Source organism: Actinoplanes cyaneus (genome assembly GCF_016862095.1).
In the GTDB taxonomy this organism is placed as follows: domain Bacteria; phylum Actinomycetota; class Actinomycetes; order Mycobacteriales; family Micromonosporaceae; genus Actinoplanes; species Actinoplanes cyaneus.
In genome coordinates, this window is record NZ_BOMH01000036.1 from 107,794 (window position 1) to 129,861 (window position 22,068).

Genomic DNA, 22,068 nt, shown 5'->3' on the forward strand with positions numbered 1-22,068 from the left:
CCGCCAGGAGGTGCCTGCGCGGGCTTTGCGCGGTCAGGGCCGGGACGCGACGTGCTGTGGTCAGCTGGTTCTCATGGTCGTTATGAGGCACGAATAACGACCATGAGAACCAGCCGGAACGGCGAGCCGCGCACCTGCGACGAGCGGCCACGGCCTGGCGGCCACCGCGCGAATGACCGTGCTCGCCCGTCCGGCCCGTGCGCGGATCTGGTGCTCTGACCGTGCCCCGCCACGGAGATCGCCCTTTCGGGTCTCGCGTTCTGGGCCGCCCCGCGGCCCTGCGAGGCCCGGAAGGGTCCCCGCGGGAGCAGCGCAGAAGGACCACAGCGGAGGCAGGCAATGAAGATCTTGAAGTTGATCTTCAGGGCCGGACGTGCCGGCGGCTCAGCGAAGGGTGAGCTGGCGGCCGATCAGGCCCTGCTTGGCGCGGCGGGCCGCGGCGTCGAGCGGCTCGCTGATCGCCAGCGTGTCCTGGTAGCGCTTGGCGAAGTCGGCCAGCGGCGCCTCCCAGTCGGCAGCCTCCGGCTCGCCCGGAATGTCCCAGACCGGCACGAGCAGGCCGTGCGCGCGGAACATGCCGGCGAACTTGGTGTCCTCGCGGAGCACGAGCTCCCCGGCGGCGGAGAGCCGGGCGAGAGCGTCCAGCGCCTGGTCCTCACCCTCGGCGAGCACCCAGCGGACGTGGCCCTTCTCCGGCGCGATCCGGCACCAGTAGGCGGCCTTCGCGGCGGCCAGGCGCACGGTCGGGTAGATCGAGGCGTTCGCCCGCTCCAGCGACGCCTTGACGCTGGCGTCCTGCAGCTGGTCGGTGTCCAGCCAGTACTCGAAGCCGTCCTGCATGGTGATCTCGAGCGGGCCGTCGACCAGCACGTCCTGCAGGCGCTGGCCCTCACCGGGCAGCGCCGGCACCGAGACCGGGTCGCCGGGCTTGGTCTGCAGGCCGGCGAGGATGGCCACGGCCAGGTCACGCGAGACGTCACCGGACTGCACGTGCCGCTGGAGGCCGATGAAGACCTCCCCGTCCTGGCGCGACATCGCGGGCCAGGCCATCGGGAGCACGGTGGAGAGGGTGACGGGGCGGTCGCCGTACTCCTCGATGATCTCCGGCTTGAGGGTCAGTCTGGCCGAGGCGGCCGGGACCAGCTCGCGCAGCGCGACCCACTCGGGCTCGTCGGTGAGACCCTCGAACGGGCGGGCGACGAAGATGTCGCGCACCTTGGTCCTGGGCTCGGACTGGGACTTACGACGCTTGCTCACGAGGGACCAGCGTAGGCGGTGCCCCTCGGAAACCGGTGACGCGGGCCACCCAGGCGCGGCGCAAGAGCGCTCAGGCGCGGCGCAACCGGACCTCGGCGACCGTCCCGCCGCCCTCGCGCGGACGCAGCGACACCCAGCCGTGCTGCCGCTCGACCATCCGTCGCACCAGGTAGAGGCCCAGCCCGGCCCCCGGGTGGTGGTGCCGGTCGCCGCCCTCGGCCTGCCAGTAACGCTCGAAGGCGCGCTCGACGTGCTCGGGTGCGATGCCGGCGCCCCGGTCGGACACGCGGAAGCGCAGGGTGTCATCGTCGGTGCCGGCGCAGAGCTCGACGATGCTGTCCGGCGGTGAGTACTTCTCGGCGTTCGTCATGAGCTCGGTGAGGATCATGACGATCGAATCGCGGTTCCCGTACGCCTTCGGCAGGTCCCCCGGCAGATGGGCCAGTTTCAACCGTCGACGCAGGTCGGCCGGCAGCTCCTCGGACGCCTCACGTAACGCCTCGACCAGGTCGAACGGCCCGGCCGGAGCGGAGCCGAGCACCCCGTCACTGGCCGCCGAGAGCAGCCGGTCGACCAGCCGGGCCAGCTCGCCGGCGCGGTTGCCGATCACCCGCACCGCTTCCCGGCGACCGGGCTCGCCGAGCGTCTCCCAGTGGTTGGTGAGCGTGTCCGCGTACCCCTTGATCACCGTGACCGGGGTGCGCAGCTCGTGGCTGGTGACGGCCACCCACAGATCGCGGTCGGCCTGCGCGGGGGCGGCGGCCGGGTGCACCGGCAGCCCCTCGCCCATCCCGTAGAGCCGGCCGATCTGCCCGGCGAGCAGCTCCAGCACCGCGTGGTGCTCCGGCCCGGGCTCGCCCGCGTCGGCGCCGAAGTAGACGTGCAGCGAGCCGGCGAACGTGCCACCGGCCTCGCACCGCGCGCCCAGCATGTGCCGCAGGTCGCCGCCCTCGATCTGCCGCGCGAACTCGTCGTTCACCGAATTCAGTGACACCAGCAGGGTGCGGCCGGGCGCTTCCAGCCGGCGCTCGACGCGACGCCCTATCGCCGGCTTGCACACGCCGGTGGCCGCGATGATCCGGCCGTGGCCGTCCCCGTATTCCGCGAAGCCGGCCCCGCGGGCGCCGAGCACCTCCTGCGCCAGCAGGACGAGGTGCTGGAGCACGGGCAGGCCGGACTCCCCGGTGTTGAGGCGGTCGAGGACCGCGATCTGACCCCGGGTCAGCGCTGGATAGTCGGGACTCTCCGGCATGTCTGCGAGTCTGCCTCGCCTTTCAGCGTTCAGCGGATGTGACTGCAGTCACAGTTGCTCCAGGCGGTCCAGGACGAACTTCGGCCGGTCGGTGATCACGCCGTCCACCTGATGGCGGAGCACCAACTCGAGATCGTCCGGCTCGTTCACGGTCCACACGTACGTCCGGTGGCCGGCCGCGCGGATCGCCGGCAGCAGAGCGTGCCGGTTGCGGACCAGATCGATCCCCGGGCCGGCGATCCGCGAGCCGAACGGCAGCTTTCCCTTGCCGGCCAGCGGCGGGAGGAGCTCCATCAGGTAGGCGGTCGGCACGCCGGGCGCCTGGGCGCGGATGCGGCGCAGGGCGAGAGCCGCGAACGACATCACCGTCACGTGGACCGGATCGTCCGGCTTCGGCTCGGCGAGACCGAACCGCCGGAGCATCATGACCAGCCGCCGCTCGACCTCGGCGCCGTACACCGAAGGGTGCTTGGTCTCGATCAGCAGGCGCACCGGCCGGCCGCAGTCGCGCACCGCCTCCAGCAGCCGTTCCAGGGTGAGCAGGCGGCTCAGGTCGGGAAGCTCCTCGTCGCCCGGGTAAGCGGGGTGCCAGGAGCCGTAGTTGAGTTCGTCGAGCTCCGCCAGCGTGCGGCGGCTGACCAGGCCCTTCCCGTTGCTGGTGCGGCTCAGTCGCCGGTCGTGGAAACACACCAGGTGCCCGTCCCGGGTCAGCCGCACATCGCACTCCAGGCCGTCCACACCCTCGTCGAGCGCGCGAAGGTACGCCCCGAGCGTGTGCTCGGGCAGCGCGTCGGCGCCCCCACGGTGTGCGAAGACGAGCGGCCGATAGCCGGTCACAACACCCGGGCCGGCTGCCCGTCCTCGTCGACCACGTCTTTACCGGCGGCAGCCCACGACTTCATCCCGCCGTCGAGGTTGCGCACGTTGTCCCACCCGTTGTTCATCAAGTAGGCCACGACCTGGCCGGAACGCCCGCCGGCGCGGCAGATCACCACGACCTCGCCGTCGGTGGGCACTTCGGCCATCCGGGCCGGGACCTCCATCATCGGGAGGTGGTGGGCGCCCGGCGCGTGGCCGGCCTCCCACTCGTCCGGCTCGCGGACGTCGAGAAGGTAGGCGCCGGAGTCGACCTGATCCGGGGTCACGCTGGGTACCTGAGGTCCGAACACGGCTCCCAGCGTACGACCCCGGGTCCGGTCAGGACTTCTTGACCGGGTTCGCCGTCATCCACTCGGACATCGTGTCGGCCTTGACCGCCTTGAACAGGGCTAGCGCCTTCTCCCGGTCGGAGACCACCACGGACTGCCCGGCGATCGTCTCGCTGCCCTTGTTCGGCGTGGTCAGGAACGTCAGGTTCTCCCCGCGCAGGCTGCGGAACTGCAGCACCATGTCCTTGAGCGAGAAGTCCTGGTCGACGGTGACCGCCTTGGCGACCGCGTTCAGGAAGTCGTCGAGCTTGCCCGGGCTGGCCAGCGTGCCGCTGCTGGCCGCCTTGTCCATCAGCGCCTTGAGGAACTCCTGCTGGTGCTGCATGCGGGCGAAGTCGCCGCGGGCGAACTGCTTGCGCTGACGCACCCAGTCCAGCGCCTGGGCGCCATTCATGTGCATCATGCCCTTCTTGAAGACCCGGTGCGGCGGGTGGATCGACGTGATCGTCTGGTCCACCTTGAGGTCGACGCCGCCGAGCGCGTCGGTGACCTCCTTGAAGCCGCCGAAGTCGATCGCCATCACGTTGTCGATCTTCACGTCGGTCAGGCACTCGACGGTGTGCACCGCGCGGGGCAGGCCACCGAAGGCGAACGACGCGTTGATCTTGGCGCGGGAGCCGTCGCTGCACGCCGCGTCATTGGTGCGCGGCACGACCACCCACAGGTCACGCGGGATCGAGATGATCTGCGCGCTCTTGTGGTCGGCCGGGACGTGCATGATCATCAAAGTGTCCGCGCGCCACCCGGTGGCGTCGTCGTCCTTGGTGTCCGGATCGCGCGAGTCGCTGCCGACCAGCAGGATGTTGATCGCGCCGTCGACCGTCTTGGCCGGCCGCTCCTCGCTGAGCCCGGAGAACGCGTTCGTCCGCTTGAGGTCGTTGTCGATGCCGCTCACGTAGTTGACCGCGAAGATGCCGCCGGTCAGAGCCAGGGCCAGCGCCACGCCACCGGCGACCAGGCCGATGCGGCCCCAGCGAGGGCGGACCCGCGGGCCCTTGCCCTTGCCCTGATAGGTGTGCCCCCGGTCGCCCGGTCCCGCAGACCGGCCGGGAGCCGGCCCGGACGGCGGGACGGAGGCCCGTCCGGAGGAGTTGCCGCTGGGAGAGGTGGTCGCAGACATGAGACCACATTAGGTCGGAATGACCCGTGATCCCGGTGGTCGCGAGCGGTGCGGCACGAAGGTGGGAGACGGGGCTCTCCCGGGCCCGAGCCGGCGCGGCGACGACACCGGCCCGGGCAGGGGGAAATGCTCTAGTGCGCGCCGTGCCCGGTCAGCGACCGGACCTCGAGCTCGGCGTACTTCTCGACGTCCGTCTCCTTGCTGAGCACGGTGCCGAGCCAGCCGAAGAAGAAGCCCAGCGGGATCGAGATGATGCCCGGGTTGGACAGCGGGAACCAGTGCCAGTCCTGGTTCGGGAACATCGCGGTGGCCGAGCCGGAGACGACCGGCGAGAAGAACACCAGGATGACCGCGGAGAGCAGGCCGCCGTAGATCGACCAGAGCGCGCCCGCGGTGTTGAAGCGCTTCCAGAACAGGCTGTAGAGGATCGCCGGCAGGTTCGCCGAGGCGGCCACCGCGAAGGCGAGCGCGACCAGGAACGCCACGTTCAGGCTCTGCGCGAAGATCGACAGAGCGATCGCGATCGCGCCGATCACCAGGGCCGAGATCCGGGCGACGCCGACCTCCTTGCGTTCGGAGGCGTTGCCCCGCTTGATGACGCTGGCGTAGAAGTCGTGCGCGATGCTCGACGACGACGCCAGGGTCAGCCCGGCGACCACGGCCAGGATCGTGGCGAACGCGACCGCCGCGATGATCGCCAGCAGCACCGCGCCGCCGGTGTCCCCGCCCAGGTAGTCGATGCCCAGCTTCTGCGCCAGCTGCGGCGCGGCGGTGTTGCCCGCCTTGTCCTGCGCGGTGATCGCCTTGCCGCCCACCAGAGCCGCCGCGCCGAAGCCGAGAGCCAGGGTGAACAGGTAGAAGACGCCGATGATGCCGATCGCCCAGAGCACGCTCTTACGAGCGATCCGGGCCGTCGGCACGGTGTAGAACCGGGTCAGGATGTGCGGCAGGCCGGCCGTGCCGAGCACCAGCGCGAGACCCAGCGACAGCAGGTCCATCTTGCTGTAGAAGGTCTTCGTCGCGTCGCCGGCCGTCTCCACGCCATACCTCAGACCGGGCTCGAGGAAGGCCGCGCCCTTGCCGGACTGCGCGGCGGCGTCGCCCAGCAGCGTCGACAGGTTGAACTTGTAGTGCGCCAGCACCATGAGCGTCATCACCAGGGCGCCGGTCATCAGCATGAACGCCTTGACGATCTGGACGTAGGTGGTGCCCTTCATGCCGCCGACCACCACGTAGACGATCATCAGTGCGCCGACCAGGATGATCGTGAAGACCTTGGCGGTGCCGGCGTCCATGCCCAGGAACTTCTCGTCGGCGGAGATGCCGAGCAGCAGCGAGACCAGCGCGCCGGCGCCGACCATCTGGGCGATCAGGTAGAAGATCGACACCACCACGGTGGAGACCGAGGCGGCGGTGCGCACCGGGCGCTGACGCATCCGGAACGCCAGCACATCGGCCATCGTGTAGCGGCCCGAGTTGCGCAGGAACTCGGCGACCAGCAGCAACGCCACCAGCCACGCGACCAGGAAGCCGATCGAGTAGAGGAAGCCGTCGTAACCGTAGAGCGCGATCAGGCCGGCGATGCCGAGGAACGACGCGGCCGACATGTAGTCGCCGCCGATCGCCATGCCGTTCTGGAAACCGGAGAACTGGCGGCCACCGGCGTAGAAGTCGGTGGCGGTCTTGGTCTGCCGGCTGGCCCAGATCGTGATTCCCAGGGTGATGGCCACGAAGACCAGGAACAGCGTGATGGTCAGCGTGCGCGAGGTGCTGGACGAGGCCTCAGCAGCGAGAAACATCAGAGCACGCTCCCCTCTTCGGTGGTGGAGGAGGGCGCACGCCGGTCGCCGTCGATGCTGTTGTAGATGTCGTCCGCGGCCGGGTCGATCTTCTCCGCGGCGAACTTCGAGTAGTACCAGGCGATCACGAACGTCGAGACGAACTGCAGCAGGCCGAGGAGCAGGGCGACGTTGATGTTGCCGACCAGCTTGATCGCCATGAAGTCCCGCGCGTACGCGGAGAGCAGGACGTACAGGGAGTACCAGAGGATGAACGCGATCGTGGTCGGGAAGATGAACCTGCGAAGGGTATGGCGCAGCCGACTGAATTCGTCGGAGTTCTGCACCTCGAGATACTTCTCGGGGGTGGCCGGCACGGTGTCACCACCTTCGTTTGCGAGCGGACTTTTCCGGGACCGTACGAAGGAAAGCCGCCCGCCCCGCGCCACCGGTCAGCGTCTGCGCTCAGTGGTGGTCTGACTGCGCTCAGCGGTCGAGTTCGGCGTACCGACCACGGAAGTGGACGAGCGGCACGGTCGCGGCATCCAACTGAACCGATGCCACGACGCCCTCCACCAGCAGCGCCCAGCCGCACGGCCGGCTCGTGTCGAGGGTGCAGCCGGCCCAGGCTCCGGCGTGCGCGGGCACCGGCCCGTACGGCGTCTCGCGCCACTGACCGGTGGCGAACAGTCCACCCGGCGCCGGCATCAGCCCGGCGAACCGGTCGGCCAGTTGCCGGTCGGCCGGCGTCAGCGGGGTCATCGCGAATCGCCCGGCCTGCGACACCGCGTCCCAGAAGTCGCTCTCCTCGTCGATCAGGCCGAGCACCCGGCCCGGATCGCCGTCGGCGACCAGCGTGGACGAGACGGTCAGGCCGGACGGCCCCGGCGCGGTCCAGAGGGTCACCGGGGACGCCAGCCGGCCACGCAGCCGGCGCACCGGCGACTTGTCCTCGTCGGGAACGGCGAACGGATCGGTGGAGTGGATCGTCATCAGAACATTGTCTCGATTACAGATCGTGCACGCGGCTGTCACTTTGAATTGATCACCGGCTATTTTCCTCTGGGGACCTTCGGCGGGAAGGGGATTGCGCATGCCCCAGGTGGTGTTGCGGCCGGGCGACGTCGTTCACGTCGGGGCCGACGCGAGTGTGCAGTTCTCCGGGGATCGGGCGCTGACCTTCCGGGTCATCCGGGTCGACCCGCGGGTCACCTACGACGGCTGGATCTGGCTGGACGGTTACGTCGTCGGGCCGGGCGGCAACGCGTTGCAGAGGCGGCGCATCTTCGTCCGGCAGGACGGGCTCCGGCCGATCCGGGCCAGCCGGGTTCCGGCCCCGCGCAATGGCAGCCCCCGATCGGCCCATCGCCCTTAGGTGCCTTTTGATCCGGCGTTGTCCCTCGAAAGTGGACAAAGCCGGGGATGTCCTGGCATTACACATTCTGTGTAATGTCGGGCAGGGGTGCGGGGAAATGGCGGACGACCTGCCGCGCGCAGGGGACGTTTATCACGTCGGGGCCGCCGCGAGCGTTCAGTTCGCGGGCGATCGGGCGCTGACGTTCCGGGTGATTCGAGTCGATGTGCGCCCTACCTATGCGGGTTGGCTGTGGATCGACGGATATGTGTTGGGGACTTCCGGGGACGCGACGGAACGGCGGCTGATATTCGTACGCCGGGATGGTCTGAAGAAACTGCGGTGACTAGCGCGGTGTCACCGCGGCGAGCACCTCGGGCATGCGCCGATCGAGCAGGTCCCCGGCCAGTCCCGCGCCGATCAGATAGGCGGCGACGCCGTAACCGAGGCCGATCGGCAGCCCCGCCCAGGTCCAGGCCGGGCCGAGCAGCGAGCCGGCGAGCACGACCGGCAACGCCCCGAGCATCCCGCCCAGCATGCCGGCGACACTCGGCAGACCTTTGGCCAGGCCGCCCCCGGAGGAGACCGCGAACGGGCCGGTCGACTCGGGCAGGGCATAGGCGCCGCGCACCGAGATCGGCAGCAGCACGGCGAGCCCGGTGCCATAGACCGCGAGCAGCGTGCCGAGCTGCGCCGGGATGCCCTGTGGCCGGCCGGCGAGCAGCCCGGCCACCGTCGCCACCGCCACCAGCACCGGGAACGTGATCAGCGCGTGCGAGGCGGCCCGCGAGTGGATCTCCAGCCGGCCGGGGATCCCGATCGCGACGTTGGTGGCGTAGGCACTGCCGTCGTAGCCGAACTGGTTCGCCAGCGCGACCGGGGCGATCGCGCCGACGACGAACGCCAGCGGACCGGCCACCCCCGCGCCCGGCCCGAACGTCGTGGTCAGCGGCAGGAACAGCCCGGCCATCAGGAGCGCGACCATGCCGGCGCGGCGACGGTTCTCCCGCCACCAGTACCGCGTCTCGCGAGCCACCAGCGCGCCGAACCTGGTGCGCGGCCACCAGCGGAACATCAGCTGGTCGACGGGGGTGCTCGTGGAGCGCGCGGTCATCCGGCGGCTGCCCGGCGAGGACAGGCCGGTCATCGCCTGTTCCAGTGTCCGGTGCCACCACAGCAGCAGGCCGCCGGCGGCGGCGGAGACGATCAGGAGCTTCAGCGGTACGGCCCAGCCCCGCCCCGCCGCCACGTCCAGTCCCATCGAGTACGGCGCACCGAGCGGCGTCCATCCGGTGACCTCGGCGATCCCGGCGATGTCGGCCCAGTTCGCCCGATCGAGGAGCCCGAGCAGCAGCAACTGCAGTGGCCCGACCGACGCGGCCACCACGGCCAGCATGATCGTCGCCAGGTCGCGTGCCCGCCGGGACCGCAGCGCGGTGGCGAACGCGCTGGTCACCGCCCGGCTCAGCAGCACACAGAGCAGCAGGCCGCCGACCACGCCGACGGCCTGTGCGAGCGCGGCGAGCGGCCCGCCGAGCCGGGCGGCGGTGTCCACCGTCCCGGCCGTGGCGGTGAGCGTGGCCAGCGCCGGCAGCCCGATCAGCGCGGACGTGCCGAGCCCGGCGATCAGGCTGCGGCGGCTCAGCGGGAGCAGCGCGAACCGGGCCGGGTCCAGGGTCTCGTCGACCCCGAAGAACAGCAGTGGCAGGAACAGCCAGCCGAGCACCAGCAGCGCGCCGCCGAACGGCAGCAGGATCTCGGCGGCGTGTGGCGCGTCCAGCAGCCCGGGCAGCGCGAACCCGGCATATCCCAGGATGGCCAGCGCTGTCGCGGCGAAGGCACCGGTGACGAAGAGGGCGACCCGGCCCGGGCGTCCGCGCAGGCCGTTCGCGGTGAGGCGGAGCTTGAGCCGGACGAACGGCCACACGCTCACAGCCACGCCAGCTCCGAGCCGGTTGCCACCCGGCCGCCGACCACCTGCACGAACACGTCCTGCAACGGGCGGCCGGCGCGGACCGTGTCCAGCGGTCCGTGCATCCGGACCACGCCGTCCGACATGATCGCGACGTGCGAGCAGAGCCGCTCGACGACTTCCAGCACGTGACTGGAGAAGACGACAGTGCCGCCGCCGGCGACGTACCGCTGCAGGATGCCCCGGATCAGCGCGGCCGACACCGGGTCGACGGCCTCGAACGGCTCGTCCAGCACCAGCAGCCGGGGCGCGTGGAGCAGGGCGCAGGCCAGGCCGATCTTCTTCTTCATGCCGGCCGAGTAGTCGACGACCAGGGTGCGGTTGCCGACGCCGAGCTCCAGCACGTCGAGCAGGTCACGGGCGCGCTGATCGACGACGGCGGCCGGCATGCCGCGGAGCAGGCCCTGGTACGCCAGCAGCTCCGGCCCGCTCAGTCGGTCGAACATGCGCATCGCGTCGGGCAGGACGCCCACCAGGGACTTCGCCTCGATCGGGGACTGCCAGACGTCATATCCCAGCAGGACGGCCTGACCGGTGTCGGGCCGCAGCAGGCCGACGGCCATGGAGAGGGTGGTGGTCTTGCCGGCGCCGTTGGGGCCGAGCAGGCCGAAGAACGACCCGGCCGGGACTTCCAGGCTGATCCCGGAGACCGCGAGTTTCGTGTCGAAGCGCTTGACCAGCCCGCGCAACGCCATCGCCGCGACCGGCTCGCCCGTGCGTTGTGCCGGCACCGTCATGCCTTGCAACCTAGCCGGGTGCCGGGGCTCGGACCAGCCCGTTCACCTGCGGAGACGAGGGATCTGGCTGCCCGGGCACGCTGACCTGCCGGTTTGGCCCACCGGCGGTTTTCCACAATGGACCAGATGTCGTCAATAGGCTGAGGTAAATGACATTTCCGACCTGGCTGTCGCCATTCTCACAGCCGCGCTCGGCGGAGTTGCTGGAACGGCGGTGATTGGCGCAAGATCTGGCGCGGTCGCCCGAAATCTGCCGATTACTTGCTGCGTCACGGAAATAGGCAGATGCATTTCGTGGCGCCCGAACGGGCCCGGGTGTTCCGCGGCGAAACGGGGGAAACGCGGAAGACCCGGGCCCGATCAGCTTTCGCGGCGCGCCCGCCCCGGTCCGGCGGCGCGCTCGCGACCCTCAGCCGACCCGCTCGATCACCGCGCGGCGGATGAGGAACTTGCCCGCTTCCCGGACCTGCTCGAACGCGGCGTTGTTGAGCAGCACGCAGCTCCCCGAGGTGGTCTGCACGGTCACGGTGGTGCTCTTGTTGTTGTCCAGGTTCGTGACCTTGAGCTTCGTCCCGATCGGGAACGTGCCGCTCGACGCGAACGGCGCGCCGGCCTCCCCGGAGAGGGTCACTGTCGAGCCCTTGCAGACGACCTCGCCGGTGCCGGTGCCCGCGCCGTTGTCACCGGCGGCGGGTGGCGTCGTGGCGGCCTTCGTCGGGGCGGTCGTCGCCGCCTTGGTGGGTGCGGTGGTGGCGGGTTTGGTCGCGGCCGGCGGCGCGGCGACGTTCGTCGTGCAGCCCGCCTGCTGACGCTGCACGTTGATCAGGTCGACGACCGCCTGCCGGTTCGCCAGCACCGCGTCGGTCTGCGCGTTGGGATGCGCCCGCTGGTCGGCCATGAAGGAGAGGGTCTCGCGCAGCGAGTTGTCGAGCCCGTCGCAGGTGGTGGACGCGTTGCTCATCCCGGTGCCGACGGCCAGCCCGCCGGCGGCGAGAGCGGCGATCGCCACGCCGATCGCGATCTTGCGGTTGCGTCCGGTGAGTCCGCTGCCGGGCCGCCGGTATGCACTGCTGCGTGATCTCCTCATGCCCATGTCTACGGGCCGCCGATCACGCGCGGTTGACGGTCGTACCTTAAAGATCCTTAAATGCTTCAGGATCTCAGCGACTCGGGAGCGTGCAGCCGCAGCATCGTGGCACCGACGTCGGCCGGCACGCGGCGGCTGGTCAGCAACGACATCACCACCATGACGAAGAACGCGAGCGGCACGGTCCAGGCCGCCGGCTGCGCGGCGAACTCGGCCAGGTTGCCCGGAAGATCCGCGCCGAGCACGGTGACGAAGACGGCCACCACCGCGGACCCGCCGCCGACCAGGATGCCCGCGATCGCGCCGGCGTCGGTCAGCCCGCGCCACCAGATCCCCAGCACGAGCAGCGGGCAGAAGCTCGACGCCGCCACCGCGAACGCCAGCCCGACCACCCGGGACACGTCCATGTCGGACACGAAGATCGCCATCGTGGTCGGCACCGCCGCCGCCAGCACCGTGGCCAGCCGGAAGTCACGCACCGAACCGGAACGTCCGGGCGGCAGCACATCCGTGAAGATCACCCCGGCGATGCTCGTCAGCAGCCCCGACGAGGTGGACAGGAACGCGGCCAGCGCGCCGGCGGTGACCAGGGCACCGAGCAGCCGGCCGAGATGTCCGCTGCCCAGCGCCGCCTCCGGCAGCAGCAGCACCACGGCGTCGGTCCGGCCGGTCATCAGCAGCTGGGGGGTGTAGACGCGCCCGAGGACGCCGTACAGCGTAGGAAGGAGATAGAACAGGCCGACCATTGCCAGTACGACGAGGGTGGTGCGCCGCGCCGACGCGCCATCCGGGTTCGTGTAGAAGCGCACGAGCACGTGCGGCAGCCCCATGGTCCCCAGGAACGTGGCCAGGATCAGGGAGTACGTGCCGAGGAGCCCGGAATCGCCGCCCGGTTGCAGCCAGTAGGCCCCGAACGTCGCGTCGACGGTGCTCACCTTCGGCACCGGGTCGCCGGCCGCGAAGTGCAGCGTCGTGCCGGCGGTCACCGGGCCGATCCCGTCCAGCACCGCGTCCTGCTCGATCACCACGCTGGTCGCCGCGGGGAACACCGCACCGGCCGGCGGTGTCACCGCGGGACGCCCGTCGGACTGCCACTGAAGGACCAGGAACAGGATCGGCACGGCCAGCGCGGTCAGTTTCAGCCAGTACTGGAACGCCTGCACGAAAGTGATCGCGCGCATCCCGCCGAACGCCACGTTGGCGGTCACCACGACCCCGACCAGAAGAGCACCCCAGGCGTATGAACCGCCGGTGACCGTGGCGAACGTCAGGCCCGCGCCCTGCAACTGCGGCAGCAGATAGAGCGCGCCGATGAACAGCACGAACGTCGTGGCCAGCCGCCGCAACCGGGTGGACCGCAGCCGTACCTCGCAGAAGTCGGGAAGCGTGAACGCCCCCGACCGGCGCAGCGGCGCGGCCACGAAGAGCAGCAGTGCCAGGTAACCGGCCGCGAATCCGACCGGGTACCAGAGCACCTCGACGCCGTAGCGCAGGACCAGGCCGGCCACGCCCAGGAACGACGCGGCCGACAGGTACTCGCCGCTGATCGCGGCGGCGTTCCACGATGGGCTGACGCTGCGGGAGGCGACCAGGAAATCCGAGGTGGTGCGGGCGAAACGCAGGCCGTACACGCCGATGCCGATCGTCACCAGGACGACCACGACCAAGCCCGGCACGAGGTACGGGTTCACCGCTCCGGCCTGCGGATCACGGCGGTGAAGTCCTGCTCGTTGCGTTCGGCCCAGTGCACGTAGGCGGCGCCGACCAGCACCAGGAACGGGAACGACAGCACGCCGAGCAGCAGCCACGGCAGGTGCATCCCGAAGACCTTGAATCCGCCGACCGCCGGTGCCACCGCGAACAGCAACGGCAGCGCGCCCAGCCCGGCCACGACCACCAGCGACAGCCGTAAAGCCAGCGCCAGCTGGGCCCGGACCAGGCCCTTCACCAGTGCCTCGCTGATCGCGGTCTGGTCGGCGAGGTCGGTGCGGGCCGGGTCGGCCGGGCGGCGGTGGACAGTGGCTTCGCCCAGCACGACCCGGGTGCGCGGGGGCGGCGGATCGTCGGCCATGTCCGGCAGTCTCGCCGTCCCGGCCGGAATGTCAATAGCCGTACCGCGTGGAAAGGCATTGATCGGGATTGACCGGATGCGGGTGGTCGCCGATCAGGTCCCGGGCCCGTGATCGGTCCAGGTTCCACGTCCGCCAGTCGTCCTCGCCCATGTCCAGGCTGATCAGGTAGAGGATGCAGCTCCGATCCGCGGCGCCGGACATCGCGGCGACAGCCGGGACCGCGTCCGGGGACAGGGTGGCGAGGTAGCCGATGTCGATCCGGTCGGCCGGGCGGTGCAACTGGTTCTGCGCGATCCGCAGATCCGGGTTCGCCACGGCCAGGCCGATCAACGCCAGCACGCCGGTCGCGATCGCCGCGCGGGGCAGCCACGGCGCCCGGATCCGGATGCCGGCCAGCAGCACCAGCAGCAGGACCACCCCGAACCACACCTCGCAGCAGGCGACCAGCAGACGCAGGCGGGTCAGGCCGTACGTGTCGACGTAGACCTGCATCCGGACCAGCGCCGAGGCCACGATGACGAGCGTGAGCAGCGTCAGCGCACCCAGCACGACGCGGAGCGCGAGGCGGTCACCGGGCGCCTCCCGGGGCGCCCAGCGCGCGGCGCCGGCCAGCACCACCAGGGTCAGGCCGGTGACGATGCAGAGCTGCCAGAAGCCGCCCCGGGCGTAACCGGCGTAGGTGAGCCCGGCCGTCGCCGACACGTGCCGTTCTCCGCCGAAGAGCACCGTGAGCTGCACCGTCACGAACGCGGCGAACAGCAGCGTGAGCAGCCCCAACGGAACGGCCCACTCCAACCGGTTGACCTTGCGACCCTCGGTGCGGTCCAGGTCGGCGAGGCGCGGCGGCGCGACCCGCAGGTAGGCGGCGCCGGACAGCAGTGGGGCGGTGACGGCGCTGACGAACACCCACCGGAACACACTGTCCACGTTGATGTCCGGGAGCAGCGCGCCGACCACGTCGGCGAAGGCGTCGTCGGCCGATGCGAAGAGCAACCCGAAGACCCCGAGCAGGGCGGCCGAGACCGCGGCGGTGGCGACGATCCGGATCGGTGCCGGGCCACCGCTGGCCCCGTCGGCCCGTCGCCATCGCGCCAGCCCGCTGACCAGCCACGGCACGGACCTCAGAATCGCAACCGGGCCCATCAGGTACGTCGTGACGACCGCGCGCATCGATCGTCCGCCCCCGAGCGCCAGTGCGAACGTCAGCGTGGCCGTGCACAGGCAGAGCGCGAAGAGCCAGCCGGCCGCGCGGAACGTCCCCACCGCGGCCAGGGCGATCGTCGCCGCGCCCCAGGCCGCCCGATCCCAGCCGGAGGCCCGCTGCTCACGGCTCACCAGGGGTGGGATCGAGCTGGTCGCGGGCCGAGTCACGAGCAGCGCGGCCGCGGCGGCGAGGGCGGCGATCAGCCAGCCCAGACCGGTCTGCGCCAGTGGCAGGCCGAGCGCGGTGACCGCGGTGCCGGCGAGGATCGCGACGACGGTGCCGGGCGCGGCCGGAGCAGCCGGGCCGGGAAGGCGGCCGGCCCAGAGCCGCACGTCCGGCCACGGGCCATGAATTGCACCTACTGTGATGGTTTGTCCCAGTCGAGGAGCTGGCGGTGCCGTGGACATGTCGATTCCTCTTCTAAAGGGGGAGTCGTACGTGAATGTGGCCGCCGCGCCGGTCGGCCGGCTCGACCGCGGCGATCGTTCCGTTGTGGAGCTGCACCACCCAGCGCGCGATGGCCAGCCCCAGGCCGGTGCCGCCACCGGCCGGTCGCTCGCCGCGGGTGAAGCGCTCGAAGACCCGCTCCCGCTCCGCGACCGGGATGCCGTCGCCCTGATCCGTGACGACGAAGAGCACGTGCTCGCCGCGGCGCTCGGCGCGCAGCGTGACCAGACCACCCGGCGGGCTGTGCCGGGTCGCGTTGTCCAGCAGGTTCGCGAAGACCTGGTGCAGGCGCTCGCGGTCACCGGGGAGCACCAGCGCGGGGGCGGCGACGTCGACGCGGACGTCCCTGCCGATGCCGTCGGCGTTGACCTTCGCCTCCCGGGCCACCTCGTCCAGGAACTCCGGAACGTCGATCAGCTCGCGGCGCATCGGAACCACGCCGGCGTCCAGACGGGACAGATCCAGCAGGTCGCCGACCAGCCGGCTGAGCCGCTCGGTCTGCGCCAGGGCGGTGCGCATCGTCTCCGGGTCGGTGTCGGCCACCCCGTCGACGATGTTCTCCAGCAAACCCCGGAGAGCGGTGATCGGCGTACGGAGCTCGTGCGAGACGTTCGCGATCAGCTCGCGCCGCTGCCGGTCCGCTGCGGCCAGATCCGCTGCCATCTGGTTGAAGGCGTCGGCCAGCTCACCGACCTCGTCCTGCGAGCGAGTCTTGATCCGATGGTTGTAGTCGCCGCGAGCCATCTGCCGGGCCGCCACCGTCATCTCGCGCAGGGGAATCGTCGCACCGTGCGCCATCACCTGCAGCGTGACCAGGCCCAGCGCGGCGGCGATGCCGATCCACAGCACGTCGACGCGGTAGAAGTCGATGCTCCACAGGAAGACCAGCAGACCGATCCCACCGGCGAACCCCAGCGCCAGCGACAGCTTCGCCTTGATCGACCGCACCGGGTCGAGCGGCCGCGGCAGCCACCGGAACAACTTCGCGGCCACGTCGTGGATGACCTGCAGCAGCTTTGCCCTCACCGGTCGACTTCCAAGGCATAACCGACCCCGTGCACGGTACGGATGAGGTCCGCCCCGAGCTTGCGCCGCAGCCCCTTGATGTGGCTGTCGACGGTGCGGGTGCCCGAAGCGTCCGCCCAGCCCCACACCTCGGCCAGCAGCCGCTCCCGGGGCAGCACCGTCCGCGGCGCCCGGGCCAGATGCACGAGCAGGTCGAACTCGGTCGGGGTGAGGTGCTTCTCCGCCCCGGCGCGCAGCACCCGCCGCTCGGCCTGATTGATCTCCAGGTCCCCCAGGCGCAGCGTCGGCGGGCCGGCCTTCGGCGTCGCGGCCACCTTGTCGACCCGGCGCAGCAGGGCGTGGACACGTGCGGCCAGTTCCCGCATCGAGAACGGCTTGGCCATGTAGTCGTCGGCGCCGACCGCGAGCCCGACCAGCAGGTCCGTCTCCTCGCCGCGAGCGGTCAGCATCAGCACGGGCGTGGGCCGCTCCGCCTGGATGCGCCGGCACACCTCCAAGCCGTCGAAGCCGGGCAGCATGACGTCCAGCACGATCGCGTCGGGCGGATCGCGCCGGGCGGCCTCGACCGCGCTCGGCCCGTCCCCGACCACCTGCACCAGGAAGCCCTCGGCCCGCAGCCGGGCGGCCACGGCGTCGGCGATGGCACGCTCGTCCTCCACGACGAGAACCCGTCGACCAGCCGAAGTCTCCATCGTCGTCGCCCCTCGTCGTCAGCCGCCGCTCTGGCGATCAGCCTGCCCTATCGCCGCACCGGCGATCGGCTGATGGCACGACGCCGGCCGGTGCGCCCCCGTGACTCACCGGACCCGCGTCGTGTGGGCAGCAGCCTATTGACCGGTCGCGGAGGGCTGGGGGTGGAGTTGTGAACGAACTGTGGAGATGATCCGTGGATGCCGTACACCGTCGAAGTCGAGCGGCGCTTCCAGGCGCGTCAGGGGCTGAGGGCAGCGGTCCGTTCCGTTCTGCCGCCGGGCGCCACCGTCGCGGTGCTGCTCCGGGTCGGGATCACCTTCGACGACGACCAGCTGACCGATCGTGGCTGGTTCTTCGACACGGACGTGGTCGCGGACCTGCTGGCCGAGTGCTGCGCCGAGCTGTCGAGGGAGACCTGGACGTCGCTGTTCCCGTTCCGTCCCACGTTCGAGCTGGTCGCCCGGGAGCTCCACGGCCGGCTCGCATCACAGATCGCTCAGCTCGCCTATGTCGAGCTGCGGGACGAGTCCCTCGGCTCGACCACTCGCTACTGTGCGCCTGACCAGTAACGGACATGACTGCCATCGTGGCCGTGAGCTGGGCTTTCCGGGGCAAGGTCAATGCGGTACGAGGGGTGTGCGGCGAGCCTCATGGAGCGCCCGTCGAGCTTAAGGCCAGCTTGTGGTTATCCCCGGCCAGCCTGTGGATAACTCTGTGGGAAAGTCGGTCGGGCTGTGGATAGCGGTGTGGATTAGCGGGTCCAGTCGTGCTTGGCGGCGCGAATCAAGCGGTCCTTCAGCTCCCTCGTGTGCCGGCGGCTGACCGGAAGCTCCACCCCGTCCACCGCCACCACATAGCCGGAACCGGTCAAACGCAGCTCTGTGACCAGCCGCAGCTGCACCAGGTACGACCGATGGATCCGGACGAAACCGGCGTTCGCCCAGCGCTCGGCGAGCGTGGCCAGCGACACCCGGACCAGGTGGGACGCGTCAGCGGTGTGCAACCGCGCATAGTCACCCTGCGCCTCGACCCAGCGGACCGACGACCGCGGCAGCATTCGGGTGGTGCCGGCAAGCTCGACCGGGATCGCGGGCTCGTCCGCCACCGCCGTCGCCAACGTGGCGGCCGGTGCCGGCACGACCCGCAGCCCGGCCACGCGCCGCAGTGACTCACCGAGCCGCTCGGCCCGCACAGGCTTGCGCACGTAGTCGGTCACGCCCAGGTCGAACGCGTCCACCGCCCCGTCGTCGTAGGCGGTCACGAACACGATCGCCGGCGGATGCGCGAACCGGCGCAGGATCCGGGCCAGCTCCATACCGTCCAGCCCGGGCATCCGGATGTCCAGGAAGACGGCGTCCACCTCGGTGTCCCGCAGCACCCGCAGCGCCTCGGTCGCGTCGCCCGCCCGGTGCACGTGGGCGACCCGGCCGTCCGCGTTCAGCAGATAGGCCAGCTCGTCGAGCGCCGGTGGCTCGTCGTCCACAGCCAGCACGACCAGGCTCATGCCCGTCTCCGCTCTCTTCTCGGCCCGCACTCCCCCACCCCGCCGGCTCCCCAGCGGCGTCCCACCTCAGCGCGACACACCCCCAAGGCCCGGCCCCGCAGGCTCGGCTGGTGCTCAGGGCTGCGTCCGGGCCTGCGATACAGCCGTGAAGGCCAGCCGGGTGCGGGTGGCTGCGGGCGGGCGGGGCCGGTCATGCGCGGACCTCGGGGTGGAACTTCGGGACTCGCATGCTCACCTTCGTGCCGGCGCCGGGGGCCGTCTCTACGACCAGGCCGTGGTGGTCGCCGAAGACCGAGCGCAGCCGCTCGTCCACATTGACCAGCCCGACGTGCTGGCCCTCCTCGTTGTCGGAACCGTCCTGCCCGAAGACCGACGGATCCATGCCGACACCGTCGTCCTCGACCGTGATGTGACACTCGGCACCGGCGTCACGGGCTTCGATGTTCACCATACCGACGCCGGGTTTACGGGACAGGCCGTGCCGGACAGCGTTCTCCACCAGGGGCTGCAGGCACAGGAACGGGAGGCCGACCGGCAGCACCTCGGGCGCGATCTGCAGCCTGACCTGCAGACGGTCACCGAAGCGGGCGCGCTCGATGGTCAGGTAACGATCGATCGAGCGCAACTCCTCGGCGAGGGTGGTGAACTCGCCGTGCGCGCGGAACGAGTACCTCGTGAACTCGGCGAACTCCAGGATCAGCTCACGCGCCCGCTCCGGGTCGGTGCGCACGAACGAGGCGATCGCGGTCAGCGCGTTGTAGATGAAGTGCGGACTGATCTGCGCGCGCAACGCCCGCACCTCGGCCCGGGCCAGCCGCTCGCGTGACGAGTCGAGCTCGACGAGGGCGAGCTGGGAACCCGCCCAGCGGGCCGCTTCCAGCGTCGCCTGCACCAGACCCGGCGCCGGTGGCCCGTCGGAGACCGCGATCAGAGCCGCCGCCCCCGATGAACGCCCCGGGCGCCCGGCGGCCGTGCCGGTGGCGTCTGCCGCTCGGCCGGGGCGGCCCGCCGTGGTCGCTGTGGTGGCCGGCCCGGGGAGCGGCGCCACCACCGCCCCGCGGACCACGCAGTCGACGCGGTCGCAGGGCAGGTCGGCGGCGGTCAGGACGATCGAGCGGCGCGTATCGAGGGCTCGCTGGGCGGCGGCCGTCAACTGGTCGGAGTGGTGGGCGCCGCGACCGTCGAAGGCCAGGCACGTCACCCCGTCGGAGAGGCTCAGGCCGACCGCGCCGACCAGCGTGCGCAGATGCCGGGCCGCTTTCGCCGCGGTCGCCTGGGTCAGCCCGGCCCGCAGCGGCTCGGCGGCCAGCGAAGCGGTGTGCAGCACCTCCCAGGTGGCGCGCTGCATGGTCGTGGCGATTCCGCGCCGGGCCCGGAGCCGCAGCACAGCCACCACGGCGGCAGCGAGCGCCGCCAGCACGGCGACCACCGCCAGCACACTTCCGATCTGCCCAGCCACGGCACAGATCCTGACGCCTCCGAGCCCTCCGCGCCATGCCACTTCCTCAGCCTGTGGACAAACTCGGACAGCCATGACCCGCCTGTGGACAACCGCCACTGTGGAGAGCCGCAGCGTACGTCGCGGCCGTCAGCTGGTTCTCACCGTGGTCATGAGGCACGAACAACCACGGTGAGAACCAGCCAGAACCCGGCCGGCGCCGTCACCTGGACCAGGGCGCGACGGCTTCGCGCCGTGAACGAGAACGAGAACGGCCCGCGACGAGGAAGTCGCGGGCCGGGGGTGGCGGAACCAGAGATCAAGCCTCAGTAGGCGCCCTTGCGCTTCAGCACCACGAAGATCGTCCGCCACAGGATGCTCAGGTCGTAGGTCAGCGACCAGTTGTCGACGTAGTACAGGTCGAGCCGGACCGCCTCGTCCCACGACAGGTCCGAACGCCCGCTGACCTGCCAGAGACCGGTGATGCCGGGCCGGACCAGCAGGCGCCGCCGGACGTCGCCCAGGTAGTCGCCGTCGTCCGCGGGCAGGGGCCGGGGCCCGACCAGCGACATCTCGCCCTTGAGCACGTTGATCAGCTGGGGCAGCTCGTCCAGCGACGTGGCCCGCAGCTTCTGGCCGAAGGCGAAGATGCGCGGGTCGTGCTTCATCTTGAAGAGCATGCCGTCGGACTCGTTGAGCTCCTCCAGCGTGGCCTTGCGCTCCTCGGCGTCGACATACATCGTCCGGAACTTCCAGACCTTGAACGTCTGGCCGTCGTGCCCGACGCGGGTCTGCCGGAAGATGACCGGGCCGGGGTCGGAGAGCCGGATGCCGAGCGCGATGACCGCCAGGATCGGGCTGATCAGGATCAGTCCGAGGGCGGCGACGACGCGGTCGAGCAGGTTCTTGATCAGCCAGCCGGGGCCGGAGAGCGTGGGCTCCTCGACGTGCAGCAGCGGCAGGCCCTCGATCGGGCGGATGTGCACGCGCGGGCCGGCGATGTCGGTGAGCTGCGGCGCGACGACCAGGTCGACGCCGGTGCCCTCCAGTTGCCAGGCCAGGCGGCGCAGCTCGCCGGGCTCGTTGCTGGCCGAGCCGCAGACCGCGATCGTGTCGGCGCCGACCTCGTGGACCAGCGACAGCACGTCACGCCCGGTGAAGATCGGGATCGGCGTCTCGATGCCGCGGGTCGCCGCGTAACCGTCGGTGATGTGGATCGCGACCGGGATCAGGCCGGCGGCCGGGCTGCGGGTGACCGCGGTGTAGACCTCGAGCGCCTCGGGCAGCGTGCCGACCAGGATCATCCGGTGCGCGCCGTGACCGGTGCGGCGCCGGGAGATGTGCAGCACCTGACGGGCGGCGACCCGGCCGATCAGGATGAGCAGCAGCGCGCTCAGCGAAACGGTCGCGACCGTGCCACGCGACAGCGGGGTCTTCGTGGCGAACGCGAGCAGCGACACCGCGGCGACCACGGTGACCGAGGTGCGGACGGTCCGCTTGAACTCCTCGCTGCCCAGGCCCAGGTAACGGCGGTCATACGTGCCGTTGGTCCAGAGCAGCAGCAGCCAGCCGAGCGGGAGCACGACGTAGGCGAAGAAGGTGAAGAGGTCGCTGCCCTCGAGGAACCACCAGCTCTTGCCCTGGAAACCGCTCTGCGACTTCTCGAGGAAGGAGGCGATCCAGCTGGCACCGAGAGTGGAGAGGATGTCGAGGACGATCAGAGCGGCTGTGTACGGCCGATGCCACCGGGAAAGCCTGCGTTTCTGACGGGTCCACGCCGATCGGGGGACACCGTTGCTCGGTGGCTGCTCCTGTTGCTGCGGCCACTCGAAGCTGTCGTACCGCACGGGCTTACTCCGGCTGCTGTCGGTCGTTGGGCGATGCAGGCTAGTCGTCACTTCGCCTACGTCCTCCCGCAT

22 protein-coding genes are annotated in these 22,068 nt (G+C 70.7%); 3 read left to right on the forward strand and 19 right to left on the reverse strand.

The genetic code is table 11. From position 1 onward, the window contains the following. Positions 1-384: 384 nt before the first annotated feature. The 8 genes from Acy02nite_RS22930 to Acy02nite_RS22965 form a co-directional block, all read right to left on the reverse strand. A complete protein-coding gene (locus Acy02nite_RS22930; protein WP_203743754.1) occupies positions 385-1,257 on the reverse strand; it encodes a DUF5926 family protein in 873 nt (290 codons plus the stop codon). A gap of 70 nt (positions 1,258-1,327) precedes the next feature. After that, positions 1,328-2,509: a sensor histidine kinase gene (locus Acy02nite_RS22935; protein ID WP_203743756.1), complete on the reverse strand. Its 1,182-nt coding sequence runs from the start codon at positions 2,507-2,509 to the stop codon at positions 1,328-1,330. Positions 2,510-2,557: 48 nt separating this feature from the next. Beyond that, positions 2,558-3,346: a glycerophosphodiester phosphodiesterase gene (locus Acy02nite_RS22940; protein WP_203743759.1), complete on the reverse strand. Its 789-nt coding sequence runs from the start codon at positions 3,344-3,346 to the stop codon at positions 2,558-2,560. After that, positions 3,343-3,678 carry a rhodanese-like domain-containing protein gene (locus Acy02nite_RS22945; protein WP_203743761.1) on the reverse strand — a complete coding sequence of 112 codons (336 nt, stop codon included), beginning with the start codon at positions 3,676-3,678 and terminating at the stop codon, positions 3,343-3,345. Before Acy02nite_RS22945 ends, Acy02nite_RS22940 begins: the two co-directional genes overlap by 4 nt. A gap of 28 nt (positions 3,679-3,706) precedes the next feature. Next, a complete protein-coding gene (locus Acy02nite_RS22950) occupies positions 3,707-4,837 on the reverse strand; it encodes an LCP family protein (RefSeq protein WP_203743763.1) in 1,131 nt (376 codons plus the stop codon). A gap of 131 nt (positions 4,838-4,968) precedes the next feature. Further along, the gene (locus tag Acy02nite_RS22955; protein WP_203743765.1) at positions 4,969-6,636 is read right to left on the reverse strand and encodes a monocarboxylic acid transporter; all 1,668 of its coding nucleotides are present in this window, start codon (positions 6,634-6,636) and stop codon (positions 4,969-4,971) included. Then, positions 6,636-6,992, reverse strand: a complete 357-nt coding sequence (locus Acy02nite_RS22960) for a DUF485 domain-containing protein (protein ID WP_203743767.1) — start codon at positions 6,990-6,992, stop codon at positions 6,636-6,638. Before Acy02nite_RS22960 ends, Acy02nite_RS22955 begins: the two co-directional genes overlap by 1 nt. Positions 6,993-7,101: 109 nt before the next feature. Continuing rightward, positions 7,102-7,608 carry a flavin reductase family protein gene (locus Acy02nite_RS22965; RefSeq protein ID WP_203743769.1) on the reverse strand — a complete coding sequence of 169 codons (507 nt, stop codon included), beginning with the start codon at positions 7,606-7,608 and terminating at the stop codon, positions 7,102-7,104. A 100-nt stretch (positions 7,609-7,708) separates the two neighbouring features. Here Acy02nite_RS22965 and Acy02nite_RS22970 point away from each other — a divergent pair, with 100 nt between their 5' ends. Then, positions 7,709-7,990, forward strand: coding sequence for a hypothetical protein (locus Acy02nite_RS22970; protein WP_203743771.1), 282 nt, complete (start codon positions 7,709-7,711; stop codon positions 7,988-7,990). Positions 7,991-8,087: 97 nt separating this feature from the next. Beyond that, positions 8,088-8,315: a hypothetical protein gene (locus Acy02nite_RS22975; protein WP_203743773.1), complete on the forward strand. Its 228-nt coding sequence runs from the start codon at positions 8,088-8,090 to the stop codon at positions 8,313-8,315. Here the strand turns inward: Acy02nite_RS22975 and Acy02nite_RS22980 are convergent, their stop codons facing one another. The 8 genes from Acy02nite_RS22980 to Acy02nite_RS23015 form a co-directional block, all read right to left on the reverse strand. Further along, complete coding sequence (locus Acy02nite_RS22980) at positions 8,316-9,908, reverse strand: ABC transporter permease (RefSeq protein ID WP_239175107.1); 1,593 nt, start codon at positions 9,906-9,908, stop codon at positions 8,316-8,318. Continuing rightward, positions 9,899-10,678, reverse strand: a complete 780-nt coding sequence (locus Acy02nite_RS22985; protein ID WP_203743775.1) for an ABC transporter ATP-binding protein — start codon at positions 10,676-10,678, stop codon at positions 9,899-9,901. The genes Acy02nite_RS22980 and Acy02nite_RS22985 overlap by 10 nt, the downstream gene beginning before the upstream one ends. A 409-nt stretch (positions 10,679-11,087) precedes the next feature. Continuing rightward, positions 11,088-11,765 (reverse strand): SCO2207 family protein, encoded by a 678-nt coding sequence (locus Acy02nite_RS22990; protein WP_203743777.1) that lies wholly within the window; start codon positions 11,763-11,765, stop codon positions 11,088-11,090. Between the two features lie 65 nt (positions 11,766-11,830). Further along, a complete protein-coding gene (locus tag Acy02nite_RS22995) occupies positions 11,831-13,456 on the reverse strand; it encodes a sodium/solute symporter (protein ID WP_203743779.1) in 1,626 nt (541 codons plus the stop codon). Beyond that, the gene (locus tag Acy02nite_RS23000) at positions 13,453-13,836 is read right to left on the reverse strand and encodes a DUF485 domain-containing protein (protein WP_203743781.1); all 384 of its coding nucleotides are present in this window, start codon (positions 13,834-13,836) and stop codon (positions 13,453-13,455) included. Before Acy02nite_RS23000 ends, Acy02nite_RS22995 begins: the two co-directional genes overlap by 4 nt. Positions 13,837-13,867: 31 nt before the next feature. Beyond that, positions 13,868-15,373: a DUF4153 domain-containing protein gene (locus Acy02nite_RS23005; protein WP_239175108.1), complete on the reverse strand. Its 1,506-nt coding sequence runs from the start codon at positions 15,371-15,373 to the stop codon at positions 13,868-13,870. An 88-nt stretch (positions 15,374-15,461) separates the two neighbouring features. Next, entirely contained in the window at positions 15,462-16,514 is a 1,053-nt protein-coding gene (locus tag Acy02nite_RS23010) for a HAMP domain-containing sensor histidine kinase (RefSeq protein WP_239175109.1), read from the reverse strand. Next, entirely contained in the window at positions 16,511-17,206 is a 696-nt protein-coding gene (locus Acy02nite_RS23015) for a response regulator transcription factor (RefSeq protein WP_203743785.1), read from the reverse strand. The genes Acy02nite_RS23010 and Acy02nite_RS23015 overlap by 4 nt, the downstream gene beginning before the upstream one ends. Positions 17,207-17,404: 198 nt before the next feature. On the opposite strand from Acy02nite_RS23015, the gene Acy02nite_RS23020 reads away from it, so the two are divergent. Next, complete coding sequence (locus Acy02nite_RS23020; RefSeq protein ID WP_203743787.1) at positions 17,405-17,776, forward strand: hypothetical protein; 372 nt, start codon at positions 17,405-17,407, stop codon at positions 17,774-17,776. A 182-nt stretch (positions 17,777-17,958) separates the two neighbouring features. On the opposite strand, the gene Acy02nite_RS23025 is transcribed toward Acy02nite_RS23020, so the two are convergent. The 3 genes from Acy02nite_RS23025 to Acy02nite_RS23035 form a co-directional block, all read right to left on the reverse strand. Next, positions 17,959-18,711 carry a LytR/AlgR family response regulator transcription factor gene (locus tag Acy02nite_RS23025; RefSeq protein ID WP_203743789.1) on the reverse strand — a complete coding sequence of 251 codons (753 nt, stop codon included), beginning with the start codon at positions 18,709-18,711 and terminating at the stop codon, positions 17,959-17,961. 190 nt (positions 18,712-18,901) lie between these two features. Further along, positions 18,902-20,170, reverse strand: a complete 1,269-nt coding sequence (locus Acy02nite_RS23030; RefSeq protein ID WP_203743791.1) for a sensor histidine kinase — start codon at positions 20,168-20,170, stop codon at positions 18,902-18,904. Between the two features lie 305 nt (positions 20,171-20,475). Then, entirely contained in the window at positions 20,476-22,068 is a 1,593-nt protein-coding gene (locus Acy02nite_RS23035; protein ID WP_203743793.1) for a sugar transferase, read from the reverse strand.